We start from the raw sequence: 12544 nt of genomic DNA, 5'->3' as shown, positions 1-12544 counted from the left end.
GGAGAATCTAATCTTCGCCGCCGCCCTCGATGTCGAAGAGAGAGCGATACTGGCGCGGCTGTGAGCGTAGATATTGGTTCGGCGCTTGAACCCGCGCGCCAAGGTGGGCAGCGGCGTGCCATGGCCATCGCGGGTCGTAGAGAATCGTGCGTGCGAGAGCGATCAGGTCCGCGTCACCGGTTCCGACGATCGCCTCGGCCTGTTCGTATTCGGTAATCAACCCGACGGCGACGACCGGCATCGAAACATCGTGTTTGACGGCACGGGCCAGCGGAACCTGATAGCCCGGACCAACCGGAATTCGCTGGCGCGGGTCGAGACCGCCGCTCGACACGTGAATGGCGGCGCAACCGCGTGCTTCGAGGGTCTTCGCAAACTCAACCGTCTGCTCGATGTCCCAGCCGCCCGCCACCCAATCGGTGCCCGACACGCGCATCGTGACGGGTTTATCGGAGGGGAATGCCTGCCTCACCGCATCGAAGACCTCGATCGGAAAGCGCATGCGATTGGCGAGACTTCGGCCTCCGTATTCGTCATCCCGACGATTCGAGAGCGGCGAAAGGAACTCATGCAAGAGATAGCCGTGTGCGCCATGGATCTGGACGGCATCGACGCCGAGCCGCGCTGCCCTGCGCGCCGCCGTCGCGAAAGCCTGAGTGATTCGTTTCATTCCTTCGCGATCGAGGGCCATCGGAGGATGCTCGTGTTGCGCGTACGGATCGGACGAGGGGGCGACCGTCTGCCAGCCATTCTCGCGGCCTGGTGGGATTTGCGCCCCACCGAGCCACGGGAGATCGGTCGATGCCTTTCGGCCCGCGTGGGCAAGCTGAATGGCGATGGGCATCTTCGAGTGCCGACGGATGCTCCGCAACACATCCGCGACCGCGTGCTCGGTCCGATCGTCCCATAGCCCTACGTCGCCGTAGCTGATACGGCCCTCGGGCAGCACGGCCGTCGCTTCGATCGTGAGCAAGGCTGCTCCGGACAGAGCAAGGTGTCCGAGGTGGATGAGGTGCCAATCCGTCATGCAGCCGTCGACTGCCGAGTATTGGCACATCGGCGCAATCACGATTCGATTGTCGAGTTGGAGCTGCCCCACGCGGAGCGGCTCGAAGAGTTTGGCGTGACTCCTCTTGCTCATGACAATCTCCCTATCGAGCTATCGAGAGGGGCCGAGGCTCATGTGACGGCGTGAGGATCGGCTTGCCGGTGCGCTCACGATGTCGAACGCACGGCGCTCGGCGAGCCGTGCAACCTTCCTGCCGCCGCCAGGCATAGCGGCGCTCCTATCGCCAACGGGTCGAGGGCTCCCAGCCACCGACAACGCGTGCCGCGGCGGAGCACAAAAAATGAAACGGCACCCGTGGCGAACCAGGGTGCCGTCCGTGACCAAGCGAAGCGCTGCGAGAGCGCGTTCGAACTCAGCCCTTCTTGATGCGCGCCTTCACGCCCGAGCGGACGGTGACGAGCTGGTTCTTCGAACCCGGGATGCCGCCCTCGATGAGGAGGAGGTTCTTCTCCGCGTCGATACGCGCGACGCGGAGGTTCAGGATGCTGACCGTCTCGTTGCCGTACTGGCCGGGCATCTTGAGGTTCGGGAGCGTACGACCGGGGGTCATGTTCGTACCGATCGAACCACCGTGACGGCGGTATTCGTGGGTACCGTGCGTCTGCACGAAGCCGGCGAAGCTCCAGCGGCGAACGACACCGGAGAAGCCGCGACCGCGGGTCGTGCCCTGCGCGTCGACGATCTGGCCGACCTGGAAGATCTCGTCGAGCTTCGGCGCCGCGCCGATCTCGAACTTGCCGAGGAACTCCTCGTCGCAACGGAGCTCACGCACCGTGCGCTTGGCCGCAACGCCGGCCTTCTTGAACGAGCCCTGCTGCGCCTTGGTGAGGTGCTTGTCCTTCGCGTCCGTCATGCCGAGGACGAGGGCGGTGTAGCCGTCCTTCTCCTTGGTGCGCTTGCCGACGACGATGACCGAGCTCACGTCGACGACCGTGACACGCTGAACCGTGCCGTCGTCCTTGTAGAGCTGCGTCATTCCGAGCTTCTTGCCGATGATGCCGGGCTTCGTGTTCATCTTCTTTTTCTCGCTTCTGCACTCAACGCGTCCAATCCCCATGAGGACGGGGCCAGGGACACGACTGGGGTTCTGTCTCGAGACCGCTTTGCGTTCTGGAACACGTCCTAGAGACTGGCCTGAGTGCTAGGCCAGGGAGCTCGGGGAAAGTCCCGCTCTCCAACGCTCGAAGTCTCGCCTTCCCTTTCGGGGGAAGGGCGGCGCAGTCTGGTCGGCCAAGGCCCATCCGTCAAGCTCTCAGACGGGCCCTCGAGCGCTTCATGAGGACAGCCGGGATTCACCCGAGCTTGGCAACGAGCGAGCGAACGCCGTCCGTATGCTTGGTCGCGCTGAGCTCGCCCTCGAAAACGCCGGCGATCTCGCCCTTCTTGTCGATCACGTAGGTGATACGGCCCGACTTTTTGAACAGGGACCTGAGAAAGCCGTCGGAGGTGCCATAGGCCTTCGAGAGCTCGCGGCTCTCGTCGGAGACGAGGTCGAACGGCACCTTGTACTTGTCGGCGAACTTGCGGTGGGACTCGTCCGAGTCGACCGACACGCCGATGACCTCGGTGTCTTTGCCTTCGAGATCCTCGTACATGTCACGGAACCCACAGGTCTCGCGGGTGCACACCGGCGTGAAGTCACCCGGGTAGAAGTAGAGGACGACGTTCTTCTTGCCCGCGAAGTCGCTGAGCTTGAGCTTCTTGCCCGAGCTCGCGACGACGTCGAAATCCGGTGCTTTCTGACCAACGCGAAGCGGCATGGTCCAGCATGCCTAGCACGTGCGCGGAGCAAGAAGATGTGGCGCGAAGCCGTTGGTGGGACTAGGAAGAGCGCCCACCGCATGAGCGGCGTCCGCATCCTGACTCGTGATGGATGCGGTGCGTTATCGAAGAAAACCCAGCGCGTTGACAGCCCTACGGGTGCGTGCTTTAAAGCGCGCCCCCGACGCGGCTGGGTTGTTCTTCCCAGGTTTTACGCGTCGATTCGATACGGACTTTTTGGAGACGGACATGCAGAACGCGAAGATCGCGGCGATCGAGAACGAGCAGCTTCGGACGGGCTTCCCCGATTTCCGCGTCGGCGACACGGTCCGTGTTCACTACAAGATCGTCGAAGGCGACAAGGACCGCATCCAGGTTTTCCAGGGCGTCGTCCTCAAGCGTCACCGTGGCGGTGCACGCAGCACGTTCACCGTTCGTAAGGTGAGCTTCAACGTCGGCGTCGAGCGCGTCTTCCTCGCGCACTCGCCGCGCATCGAGAAGATCGAAGTCGTCGCCCGCGGCGTCGTCCGCCGTGCGCGCCTCTTCTACCTGCGCGACCTCCAGGGCAAGGCTGCCCGCGTTCGCGACCAAAAAGACACCTGAGAAACGGTCGGCCACGCGCCGACCAGTTTCCAAGCGTCGCAAGCTTCAAAGCATGCAGGGGTCTACGGTTCATCCGTAGGCCCCATTCGCTTTTTGTCTTCGATCCGTAAGCGCCGCGCCGCCCCGGCTCAGTGCGGGATCGAGTTGAGGTAGTCGACGATGACCGCCGTCTCGTTGATGACGCGCGGTGTGATCGACGGGTGATTCTCGATGTAGCTGAACATGTGGATGTTCGTCTGCGTGGAGATTGTTACCACCGGCGTCTGCATCGGGTCCGGCGCGGTGGTCCTCGCCATGTCCGCCTCTGGAACGAACGGCGACGTGAGCGCGAACGCATTCGGATTGCCCTTCGCTTCGAGGCCGTACTTCGGTCCGACGTTCAAGCGCGTAACGCCCGCCGCGTGACAGCTCGCACAGTCGATCGTGTCGGGGGTGTGGTTGTGCGGGTTCTCGATCCGAAGCGTCGCGTCGAAGGCGGCCTGGCGCTCTGCCGCCGTCTTGTTCACCGCGTACTGGGAATTCATGATCGCGTCGTAGGTGTCGGGGGTCTGCGTCATCGGCGGACCAATCACGCCCATGTACGTGTCTGCCAACGAGCCGCTCATGAAGATGCTCAAGAGATCGTCGCTCTCTGGCAGCATCTTGATGTGCGTCCTCGTCAGGACTCCGCTGGCGATCTCGTGCTGGGAGAGAAGCCACATATTCGGGACGCTCTGCATACGGGCAAGGCGGACCAATCTGTTCGAGCTCGCATGAGCCTTGATGATCCCGTAAAGACCGCGGACGAAAGCCCCGTCGAGGCCCTCGCTCATGGCAATCGGATGCGGTGCCAGCGGCCCGAGATCATCTGCGCGTCCGCTCGCAATTCGCAGATTCACGATCGCATTCGCGATGTCGATCACCTCGGACCGTGTGATCGAATAGAAGGCGTGGACACCGCCATCGACGACCGTGAACGAGTCGCTTGGCCCCGCGTCGACCGTCCCAGCATCGGCGTCGGAGTTCGGCACGAGGGCCTGGAAGACGAGTCGCAGTTGGTTCCGACAAGTGTCGTCACCGTGGAAAGACTCCGTATGCGCGAAGCACGGGTCGATGCGGACTGCGACCACTCGGAGGTTGTCGTAGAGCATCGGCGTGCACCCGCTGCACCCGACCTGGGCAAGGGGGCCGGCTTGCTCACCGGTCGCTGCTTCGTAGAGCGCCCTGTCGATGAGCGGTCCGTCGCTCCCCAGCGTGCCCGCGTTCAGCATCGACGAATCTCGTTCCGTGACCGACTTGGCGAGTGGCAACAAGATCGAGACGTCGTTCATCTGGATGAAGCGCGCACTCGCCGGCAGCGCTGCATCGCTCGCATCTTGGTCGGGTACCGCACCGTCTGGTGAGGCGGAGGTCGGGGGCGTGCCGTCGCTCGGCGTCGGCGTATCCCCGCCTGCGCCGCCGCTCGGCGCGTCGTTGACGCAGCCACCAATCGCAACGAGGCCCAAGAAGGCAAGGCCGCCGACGGCGCAAAGTGCCGAGTGCCGCGACAACCAAGGCCTTCGGCCCGCCGGCAACGTCGTTGCTCGCTCCCGTGTCCCCTCCACCACAGAAACCTCGGCCATGACGATTCGTTGCGCGCTCCAGCGGGGCCATTCGGCCCGTTCCGGAAAGAACGTCCGCCGTGGCACCCGCTTCAGTCGATGACGCGCTGCAAAATCGAGCTCAGGCCAGCTTCGACGGGTCGAGCGTCGTGGCGGCGCCGGGCTGGGCGAGCATGTCGCGGAGGCGCGTGCGCGCATCTCGCAGCCAGATGCTGTCGGTGAACACGTCGCCGGCGAGCAGCGAGGTGATCGAGCGGCGGAGCGCCGTGTGCTTGTTCTCGGCGAACAAGTACTCGACCAGCGGTCCCGCGTAGAACGATTGAACCGCGAGGATGAAGGTCTCGGCGCCGCTGCGCATGGCGGTTTGCCACGCGGCAAATGTCTCCTTCTCGGAGCTCGGGTTTTCCAGCGCCGCGACGATCGCGTCGGCCGCGGTCATCCCCGAGACCATCGCCACGTGCGCGCCCGTGGAGAAGAGCGGATCGATGAATCCGCCTGCGTCGCCGACAGCAACCCAGCCATCGCCGTGCAGGTCCCGGACGCGGTAGCTGAAGTCAGCGGTGGCGCGAGCCGACGGCCAGATGTTCGTCGCGCCCGCGAGCAGCTCGGTGGCGCTCTTCGATTCAGCAACGGCGCGAGCGAAGAGCCCGTCTGCCTCGTGGCCGGCGAAGCCTTCCGCGGCGAGGCGCGCGCGGCGGTCCTTGATCCACGCGCGTGAAACCACGGCGCCGACGCTCGTGCGGCCGTCCTTGAAGGGGATGAACCAGAACCAGTTCGGGCGCGCCCCGCTGTCTTCGCGGAAGAGCACGATGTCGATATCGCCGGCGAGCTCCCCTTCCGGTCGCTGCACGCCGCGGAACTGGCCGAAAATCGCGGTTTGATCGAGGCCATCGATCTTGGTCGTGGTGCGCGAAGTGTGAGCGGTCATCGCGTCGCGGCCGCTCGCGTCGACGACGAATCGCGCGTGCACCGTCTCGACGGGGCCACTCTCGCTCTCGACCTCGACGCCGACCGCACGCGTTCCCTCACGAAGGATCCGCAGCACGCGCGCCCGTTCGTGAACCTGTGCGCCGACCTTCTTTGCGTGGTCGAGCAGGAGCGCGTCGAAGAGATCGCGCGGGACCTGGAAGGCGTGCGGATGCTCGTTCTTCCACGCGTCGGCGAAGGCGAAGCGATCCTTTCGCCCCTTCACGTCGTCGTGGAAGCGCGCGCCGTACTTGAAGATGAACTGCTCGCGGACGGCGGGAAGGACGCCGATCGCATCGAGCACGGGGAGCGACTGGGGGAGGAGCGACTCGCCGAGGTGGAAGCGAGGGAACTCCTCCTTCTCGAAGACGCGAACGGACAGCCCTTTCTGCACCAGTCGTGAGGCGCAGACGGAGCCACCCGGCCCGCCGCCAACCACGACCACGTCGACGGAAGAGGCGGCAGTCGTCATCGGATCAATGCTCCAAGCTATTCGGCGGTCTTCGCCGGGGGACCGAGCTGTATGCGCTCGCCGATGTACGCACCGATGAGCGTGAACATGATGCCGATCGCGCTCATGACGACGTAGAGGAACGTCGGCATCGTGCGCACCGTCTGGCTCTGGATGAGCAAGAAGGTCGTCGGGATGGCCACGACGAAGCTCGCGACCATCGGCTCGATGAAGGTGCGGCCGGGGGAAATCATTCCGACGAGCAAGCCGCCGAGGAACCAAACCGGGACGCACACGATCATGCCGTTACCCCCCTCGAAATCGAGAAGGGTGACGATGCGCGGCAGCCCGAAGACGAGCGCCGCAGTCAGCACGCCCTGGACGGCAATGGCGATGAAGAGCCATTGAACGCTCACGCCCTCTTGCTGGTAGCGGCGTTCGAGCTCCTCCTCCCGCGAGCGGGCGCCTTTGGTGAGCGCTTCGATCTTTGCGCCGCACGAGCCACAGCGCGCCGAGCCGGGGGGGTTCTTGGACCCACACGAGGTGCAGGTGACGAGCTTTCCGGAAGCCATCGGAGGGCGAGCGTAACAGAGTCCGGGGTCTACGACTCAAACTTGTTTTGACGGATTTTTCCGGAACTCTCGGCCACTTTGGGCTGTCAGGAGTTGGCGAGGGGTTCTCCCCAGCCGTAGAGTTCGCCTCGCAGAGAGTCTGCCCACCTTGACCGACGCTCCCTCCCAACCGCTCGACGCTCCTCGCGGAGGTCCGCGCGAAACCCAGCGCGAAGAGCTCGATCCGGAGCTCCTCGAACTGCCGGATCCGCCCAAGCGGGAGCGCACGCTCACGGTCGTGATGCTGGTGGTTACGGCGATCGCATCGATCGCCATGATTTTCGCGCTCCGTCGCGACGCGGCCTACGCCTTTACGGATGCCCACCCCGCCGACCTCGGTGATCTCATCCAGACGCCCGAGGGCGCCTTCCAGGAAAACCGCTTCGTTCGGGGCCAGGGCATGCTCGGCGCGGCGGCCGCCATCCGCTACGAGCGTCCGCTGACCGAGGGTTCATTCCGGCTCATGCCCGTCGCGGGCCGACCGAACGTTTGGGTCGAGGTCCGTGTCCCCGCTGGGGCGGAGAATGTCCGCTATGTCCCACCGAGCCAGTTCACCGGGCGCCTCGTTCGCTTCGAGACTGGCGGGCCGAAGCATCGCGGGCTCGCAGCAGCGGTGAAAGACGCAACCGGACAGGACATTCCGCAGGGATCGTGGCTCCTGGTCGAGGGCGACGCCCCCCAAAGCTCACGCTGGGCGCTTCTCCTCGTGGCGCTCTTCGCGGGGTTCGCGGTTTGGAACGTCGCCGTTATGGCGAAGCTTCTGCGAAGAGTCCCCGAAGCCTGAGGCGAATGGCGCTAAACCGATCGGCGAGATGAGAGTCGTCGTCGTCGGAGCGGGGGTCATGGGCTGCGGCACTGCTCTGGAGCTGAAAGCCCGGGGTGTGTCGGACGTCATCGTGCTCGAACGCGCCGTGCCCGGCGCCGAGGCCTCGAGTGCCGCCGCCGGTATGCTCGCCGCGCAGATCGAATCGCGCGACGATGCCGAGCTCGACGGCTACGTGGCTGCGCGCGAGGCCTACGCGAACTGGGCGGCGAGCCTTCGTGAGCTCACCGGCGTCGACATCGGTTACCGGCGTTCCGGCGCGCTCTCCATCGTGAGCCCGGAGGGCCTGGATGCAGCCAGGCGACTCGTCGATTCCCAACGTGCACGAGGCTTGCGCGCCGAGCTCATCGACGGAACGGCGGCACGCATGGTCGAGCCGGAGCTCGCCTCGGGCGTCATGCACGCCCTTCACTTTTCCGACGAAGCGCAGGTCGATCCTCCGCAGCTCCTGCGCGCGCTCTCGGTGGCGACCTCCCGCGCCGGCGTCGTCATTCGAGGCGGGAGCACGGTCTCGATGCTGCTGACCGAAGGCGGTCGATGCGTCGGTGTGAGTCTCGATGGCCGCGAGATCCTTCGCGCCGATGCCGTGGTTCTCGCCGCGGGAAGCTGGTCGTCACTCGTGCCCGGCGTGCCCGACGAGCTGCCGCGCGTGCGCCCGGTCCGCGGCCAGCTCCTCATGCTCGAAGAGCGCCCTGCCCGCCTTGGCAGCATCGTCTTTTCGGGGCACGCCTATGTCGTTCCTCGCGGCGACGGACGCGTGGTGTGCGGCGCGACGATGGAGCACGTCGGACATCGACGCGAGCTCACCGCCGCGGGCATCCACACCGTGCTCGGCAACTCGATCGCCATCGCCCCGCGGCTCGGCGAAGCCGAGTTCGTGCGCGCGTGGAGCAACTTCCGCCCGCAGGTCGCCACGAGCGACGGAAGCCCAGGCGCACCGCTCGTCGGTCGCTCGCCTCTGCCCGGCCTGTTCCTTGCCACCGGACATCACCGCAACGGCATCCTGCTCGCGAAGGTCACCGCCGACACGGTCGCGAACGCCGTCACGGCTGCGCCTCCACGCTGAACGGACCAGCCGTTCGGTGAAGCGTGCGCGCTTTGGTCGCATCGCGCGTCGCAAGGGCGCCTTCGCGAGGCACGAACGGCGGGCATTGCCAGCTCGCGCTTTCGCGAACGGCATTTGCGTCGCTTGCCCCGAAGATTTCGGAGGGCCATCCTTTCGGGAGATGGCCACGCGCTCCTCTCTGCGCCTCGCTCACGTCGCGCGGGCGTTCGTTCTCGTCGCCCTGGCGGCGGTGCCTTGTGCGGGACGCGCAGAGGAAGCCCCGCCGACCACCGCGTTGGATCCGGCCCTCGCGGCCATCATGCCGCGCCTCGCCCAGTACGCCGAGCAGTTCGAGCAGATGAAGCGTCGCGGCTCGTTCACGCTCAGCGGAACGATGGACGAGCTCGACGGCGGCGGGCAGGTGAGCGGCAACAAAAGCATGGTCGTCCGAGTGACGGCCTCGCCCGCACAGCGCATCGCGGAGATCCTCAAGTACACCGAGGACGGCGTCGACAAGACGAACGAGGAGCGCGCGAAGGCGGCCGAGAAAAAGCGCACGAAGAGCAGCGCCGACAAGAAGAAGGAGGCGGAGTCGCTCCGTCTACCGTTCCTCGCCGTCGAACAGTCGCGCTACGCGTTCACGCTGCTCGAGAAGGATCCCGCCGCCCCCTCGCACGTGCGCGTCGGATTCGTACCGAAAGTCCCCGCGGAGACTGCATACAAAGGCTCGGCCTGGGTCGACGCCGATACGGGACAGGTGCTCACGCTCGGATTCTCCCCCTCGAAGAACCCGCGTCTCGTCGATCACGTCGACGTGACCGTGCGCTTCGAGCTGCCGACGGCGCTCGGCAAAGCGCCCTCGTCGATCCAGTTCGAAGCGCGCGGCAGCCTGCTCTTCTTCCGCAAGCACTACAAAGGGTCGGCGACCATCAGCGACGCGAGCATCGCCTTCTGAGGCACGTCACCGCGACACGAGCAGAACGTCTCCCACGGTCGGGTGCGCGGCGCGCGAAGCGACACCGACGGGCACGATCGTCACCTCCCAGGCTCCGCCTTCGGCAGCCAGTCGTTCGGCAATGTCGGTCACGTCACCCAGCCGATCGGTGACGCGACGACGAACGGCGTCGAAGAACGTGATGCCCCCCACGTAGTGTTCAGGCGAAGGCTCGCCGAGAAACACCTGGTAGTTGATGCCCGGCGCAAGGTCCGTGATGCAGTCACGGAGCGTCAGGTGAATGCGCCGCCCCGAGGTCAGGTCGGGAGCCGGAACCGGCACCCTGACGCCACCCCGATCGAGGCGAACGCGATGGGCCTCGGAGCGAGGAAGCGGGGCTCGCGACGACTTCGGTGCGCTCGCCACGCGGCGCGGCTCCGTTCGCGGGGCATTGGGCGCGAGCAGCACGCTCTTCGCGCGAACCTCCATCTGCCCCGCGCGAAGCTCGACGCTCGGCGGCATCGGTGCCTCGCTCTCGGACGCGCGACGACAGTCCGAAGCGACGACGACGAGGAACGGAAGAATGAGGAGTCGACCACCTGCTCGCATGGAAGACCTCGGCCCCGGTTCGAAACAGCCCCCCTCGCGAGCCCATCGCCGATTTCGGAACGCGATTCGAGACGAATCAGTCCGAACGACCACGCCGCGAGCGAGCGGCTTTTACAATTTCGCCACCGCGCCGGGCAGTCCGTCCGGCGCCATTCCGTTGCACGAACCCGACAAAACGCTCAGCCGTGGAGACGGGCTCTCACCTTGGCGAGCACCGCGACGTCCGCGGGAGGAAAGGAGGCCGGGTCGAGGGCTTCTGGACCGAACCAACCGACTTCGGCAACGTCGACCGCGCGAGGCTCCGGCGACGCGCTCGTTCGTGACGCCTCGAAAAAGAGAAGTAGGACCGCCTTGTCCGCATCTTCGTAGCGATGGAACGTCACGTCGACGATCTCGCCGACCTCGGTGTCGATACCGAGCTCTTCCTCGAGCTCGCGACGGAGTGCCGCGCGAGGATCTTCGCCGGCCTCGACCTTGCCACCAGGAAACTCCCAGAGCCCTTCGAGGTGCGTTCCCGTCTTGCGACGAGACAGAAGGACCTTGCCGTGCTCGAGGACGACACCGGCTGCGACAATGACGGTACGCATCGAGGCGCAGTATATGGGAAGCAACGTCGTAACGGAGCCCGTCCACACGCGAGTTCACCGAGTTCGCACGCGTTCGTGGGCCGCGTGGGCTGCGTTCGCGCTGATGGTCGTCGTGGCCGTGGCGCTGTCCGTCTTGGCCTACCGGGACCTCCTGCCTGCTGAGCTCGATGCGGTCCACGGCAGCGACAAGCTGCTTCACGCCACCCTCGCTGGCGGTCTGGCGTTCTTCCTCGACGGAGCACTCGGGCATCGAGACGTGATGATCGCCTCGCGCCGAATCCTGCCGCTTGCCGCCATCCTGGTCCTTGTGCCGGTCGGCGTCGAAGAGCTCCTTCAACGCTTGAGCCCCGTTCGCTCGTCCAGCATCTGGGACTACCTGGCAGACTGCGTGGGAGTGACGATCTCTGTGTCTCTGTCGCGAGGAGTTCTTCGCCCGACGAAGCTCAGGCCGCACGAGGAAGCCTAGCCATGACGATGCAGCGCATGCTTTTGCGAGCTCCAGCCCCCATCGCCAAGGCACCGCTCGTGTCGGAGCGCGGGGACGTTCCGAAGCCGGGCGACGGTGAGCTCCTCTTGCGCGTGGGCGCGTGCGGCGTGTGCCGGACCGATCTGCAAATCGTGGAAGGTGATCTCCACGCCCATCGTCTTCCCATCGTGCCAGGCCACCAGATCGTCGGACACGTCGAGGCGGTGGGGGCCGGCGTCGACACCTGGGCGGTCGGCGATCGCGCCGGCGTCGGCTGGCTCGCGTGGACGTGCGGAGAATGTGCATACTGCAAGAGCTCCCGAGAGAACCTCTGTGAGCGTGCACTCTTCACCGGCTGGGACCGCGACGGAGGCTATGCCACGCACGCCATCGTCCGCGCGGACTTCGCATTTCGGCTGCCCGAAGGATTCAGAGACATCGACGCTGCGCCGCTCCTCTGCGGGGGCGTGATCGGCTATCGCTCGCTCAAGCGGTCGGGCATCCAACCAGGAGGACGACTCGGCCTCTACGGTTTCGGCGCCTCGGCGCTGCTCGCGTTGCAGGTGGCTCGCCACTGGGGATGTCGCGTGTTCGTGGCAACGCGAAGCGAACGCGAGCGCGAGCGAGCCCGCGCCATGGGCGCCGAGTGGGCCGGCGGCTACGACGAGAAGCCACCGGAGCCGCTCGAGGCCGCCGTGACGTTCGCGCCCGTCGGCGACGTGGTCGTCTCGGCGCTCGCCGCGACCGGTCGCGGCGGCACGGTGGCCATCAACGCCATCCACCTCGATCGCATCCCGCAGTTTTCCTACGACCTCCTCTGGTGGGAGCGAAACCTCGTCAGCGTGGCCAACTACACGCGCGCGGACGCCATCGAGCTGCTCGCGCTCGCGCGCGAAATTCCGATCAAGACGAGCTTCGAAACGCACCCGCTCGAAGACGCGAACCTCGCCCTCGGAAGACTCGACGAAGGCAAGGTCGACGGCTCTGCCGTCCTCGTGAACGGCTCGGGTTCGACGGACGTTGCACCGTCGCGCTGACG

At 65.8% G+C, this 12544-nt stretch carries 14 protein-coding genes; 6 read left to right on the top strand and 8 right to left on the bottom strand.

The features are described 5' to 3' along the window. Window positions 1-7: 7 nt before the first annotated feature. The 3 genes from AKJ09_RS24130 to AKJ09_RS24120 all read right to left on the bottom strand — a co-directional run bounded on the left by AKJ09_RS24130 (window position 8) and on the right by AKJ09_RS24120 (window position 2829). Window positions 8-1141, bottom strand: a complete 1134-nt coding sequence (locus AKJ09_RS24130) for an NADH:flavin oxidoreductase/NADH oxidase (RefSeq protein ID WP_146649572.1) — start codon at window positions 1139-1141, stop codon at window positions 8-10. Between the two features lie 280 nt (window positions 1142-1421). After that, window positions 1422-2084: a 50S ribosomal protein L3 gene (gene rplC / locus AKJ09_RS24125; RefSeq protein ID WP_146649570.1), complete on the bottom strand. Its 663-nt coding sequence runs from the start codon at window positions 2082-2084 to the stop codon at window positions 1422-1424. 277 nt (window positions 2085-2361) lie between these two features. Next, entirely contained in the window at window positions 2362-2829 is a 468-nt protein-coding gene (locus AKJ09_RS24120; RefSeq protein WP_146649568.1) for a peroxiredoxin, read from the bottom strand. A gap of 250 nt (window positions 2830-3079) precedes the next feature. Here AKJ09_RS24120 and rplS point away from each other — a divergent pair, with 250 nt between their 5' ends. Beyond that, the gene (rplS, locus tag AKJ09_RS24115; protein WP_146649566.1) at window positions 3080-3433 is read left to right on the top strand and encodes a 50S ribosomal protein L19; all 354 of its coding nucleotides are present in this window, start codon (window positions 3080-3082) and stop codon (window positions 3431-3433) included. A gap of 128 nt (window positions 3434-3561) precedes the next feature. Here rplS and AKJ09_RS24110 read toward each other — a convergent pair whose 3' ends face one another. The 3 genes from AKJ09_RS24110 to AKJ09_RS24100 form a co-directional block, all read right to left on the bottom strand. Beyond that, window positions 3562-5034: a hypothetical protein gene (locus AKJ09_RS24110; RefSeq protein WP_146649564.1), complete on the bottom strand. Its 1473-nt coding sequence runs from the start codon at window positions 5032-5034 to the stop codon at window positions 3562-3564. 100 nt (window positions 5035-5134) lie between these two features. Further along, window positions 5135-6451: an NAD(P)/FAD-dependent oxidoreductase gene (locus AKJ09_RS24105; protein WP_146649563.1), complete on the bottom strand. Its 1317-nt coding sequence runs from the start codon at window positions 6449-6451 to the stop codon at window positions 5135-5137. A gap of 17 nt (window positions 6452-6468) precedes the next feature. After that, window positions 6469-7002, bottom strand: a complete 534-nt coding sequence (locus AKJ09_RS24100; RefSeq protein ID WP_146649561.1) for a zinc ribbon domain-containing protein — start codon at window positions 7000-7002, stop codon at window positions 6469-6471. Between the two features lie 148 nt (window positions 7003-7150). Here AKJ09_RS24100 and AKJ09_RS24095 point away from each other — a divergent pair, with 148 nt between their 5' ends. From AKJ09_RS24095 to AKJ09_RS24085, 3 genes are all read left to right on the top strand, one after another. After that, window positions 7151-7825, top strand: coding sequence for a hypothetical protein (locus AKJ09_RS24095; protein ID WP_205633790.1), 675 nt, complete (start codon window positions 7151-7153; stop codon window positions 7823-7825). Between the two features lie 28 nt (window positions 7826-7853). Further along, window positions 7854-8930 (top strand): FAD-dependent oxidoreductase, encoded by a 1077-nt coding sequence (locus AKJ09_RS24090; RefSeq protein WP_146649559.1) that lies wholly within the window; start codon window positions 7854-7856, stop codon window positions 8928-8930. Window positions 8931-9090: 160 nt separating this feature from the next. Beyond that, window positions 9091-9864 (top strand): hypothetical protein, encoded by a 774-nt coding sequence (locus tag AKJ09_RS24085; RefSeq protein WP_146649558.1) that lies wholly within the window; start codon window positions 9091-9093, stop codon window positions 9862-9864. A 6-nt stretch (window positions 9865-9870) separates the two neighbouring features. On the opposite strand, the gene AKJ09_RS24080 is transcribed toward AKJ09_RS24085, so the two are convergent. Continuing rightward, window positions 9871-10452 carry a hypothetical protein gene (locus AKJ09_RS24080; protein WP_146649556.1) on the bottom strand — a complete coding sequence of 194 codons (582 nt, stop codon included), beginning with the start codon at window positions 10450-10452 and terminating at the stop codon, window positions 9871-9873. Between the two features lie 179 nt (window positions 10453-10631). Then, window positions 10632-11039 carry a (deoxy)nucleoside triphosphate pyrophosphohydrolase gene (locus tag AKJ09_RS24075; RefSeq protein ID WP_146649555.1) on the bottom strand — a complete coding sequence of 136 codons (408 nt, stop codon included), beginning with the start codon at window positions 11037-11039 and terminating at the stop codon, window positions 10632-10634. On the opposite strand from AKJ09_RS24075, the gene AKJ09_RS24070 reads away from it, so the two are divergent. Then, window positions 11026-11505, top strand: coding sequence for a VanZ family protein (locus AKJ09_RS24070; RefSeq protein ID WP_146649553.1), 480 nt, complete (start codon window positions 11026-11028; stop codon window positions 11503-11505). The genes AKJ09_RS24075 and AKJ09_RS24070 overlap by 14 nt on opposite strands. Before the next feature lie 2 nt (window positions 11506-11507). Further along, window positions 11508-12542, top strand: coding sequence for a zinc-dependent alcohol dehydrogenase family protein (locus AKJ09_RS24065; protein ID WP_240488572.1), 1035 nt, complete (start codon window positions 11508-11510; stop codon window positions 12540-12542). The last annotated feature ends 2 nt before the right edge of the window (window positions 12543-12544 follow it).

The sequence above is a fragment of the Labilithrix luteola genome (genome assembly GCF_001263205.1).
GTDB classification, from domain to species: Bacteria; Myxococcota_A; Polyangia; order Polyangiales; family Polyangiaceae; genus Labilithrix; species Labilithrix luteola.
The sequence above is the reverse complement of the archived record's forward strand: the minus strand, read 5'-3'. Positions and strand labels throughout refer to the sequence as shown.

Coding starts and splice junctions, on each gene's coding strand:
- AKJ09_RS24100 (WP_146649561.1), bottom strand. CDS start 7,002: ATGGCTTCCGGAAAGCTCGTCACCTGCACCTCGTGTGGGTCCAAGAAC.
- rplC (WP_146649570.1), bottom strand. CDS start 2,084: ATGAACACGAAGCCCGGCATCATCGGCAAGAAGCTCGGAATGACGCAG.
- AKJ09_RS24130 (WP_146649572.1), bottom strand. CDS start 1,141: ATGAGCAAGAGGAGTCACGCCAAACTCTTCGAGCCGCTCCGCGTGGGG.
- AKJ09_RS24070 (WP_146649553.1), top strand. CDS start 11,026: ATGACGGTACGCATCGAGGCGCAGTATATGGGAAGCAACGTCGTAACG.
- AKJ09_RS24085 (WP_146649558.1), top strand. CDS start 9,091: ATGGCCACGCGCTCCTCTCTGCGCCTCGCTCACGTCGCGCGGGCGTTC.
- AKJ09_RS24120 (WP_146649568.1), bottom strand. CDS start 2,829: ATGCCGCTTCGCGTTGGTCAGAAAGCACCGGATTTCGACGTCGTCGCG.
- AKJ09_RS24065 (WP_240488572.1), top strand. CDS start 11,508: ATGACGATGCAGCGCATGCTTTTGCGAGCTCCAGCCCCCATCGCCAAG.
- rplS (WP_146649566.1), top strand. CDS start 3,080: ATGCAGAACGCGAAGATCGCGGCGATCGAGAACGAGCAGCTTCGGACG.
- AKJ09_RS24105 (WP_146649563.1), bottom strand. CDS start 6,451: ATGACGACTGCCGCCTCTTCCGTCGACGTGGTCGTGGTTGGCGGCGGG.
- AKJ09_RS24075 (WP_146649555.1), bottom strand. CDS start 11,039: ATGCGTACCGTCATTGTCGCAGCCGGTGTCGTCCTCGAGCACGGCAAG.
- AKJ09_RS24080 (WP_146649556.1), bottom strand. CDS start 10,452: ATGCGAGCAGGTGGTCGACTCCTCATTCTTCCGTTCCTCGTCGTCGTC.
- AKJ09_RS24110 (WP_146649564.1), bottom strand. CDS start 5,034: ATGGCCGAGGTTTCTGTGGTGGAGGGGACACGGGAGCGAGCAACGACG.
- AKJ09_RS24090 (WP_146649559.1), top strand. CDS start 7,854: ATGAGAGTCGTCGTCGTCGGAGCGGGGGTCATGGGCTGCGGCACTGCT.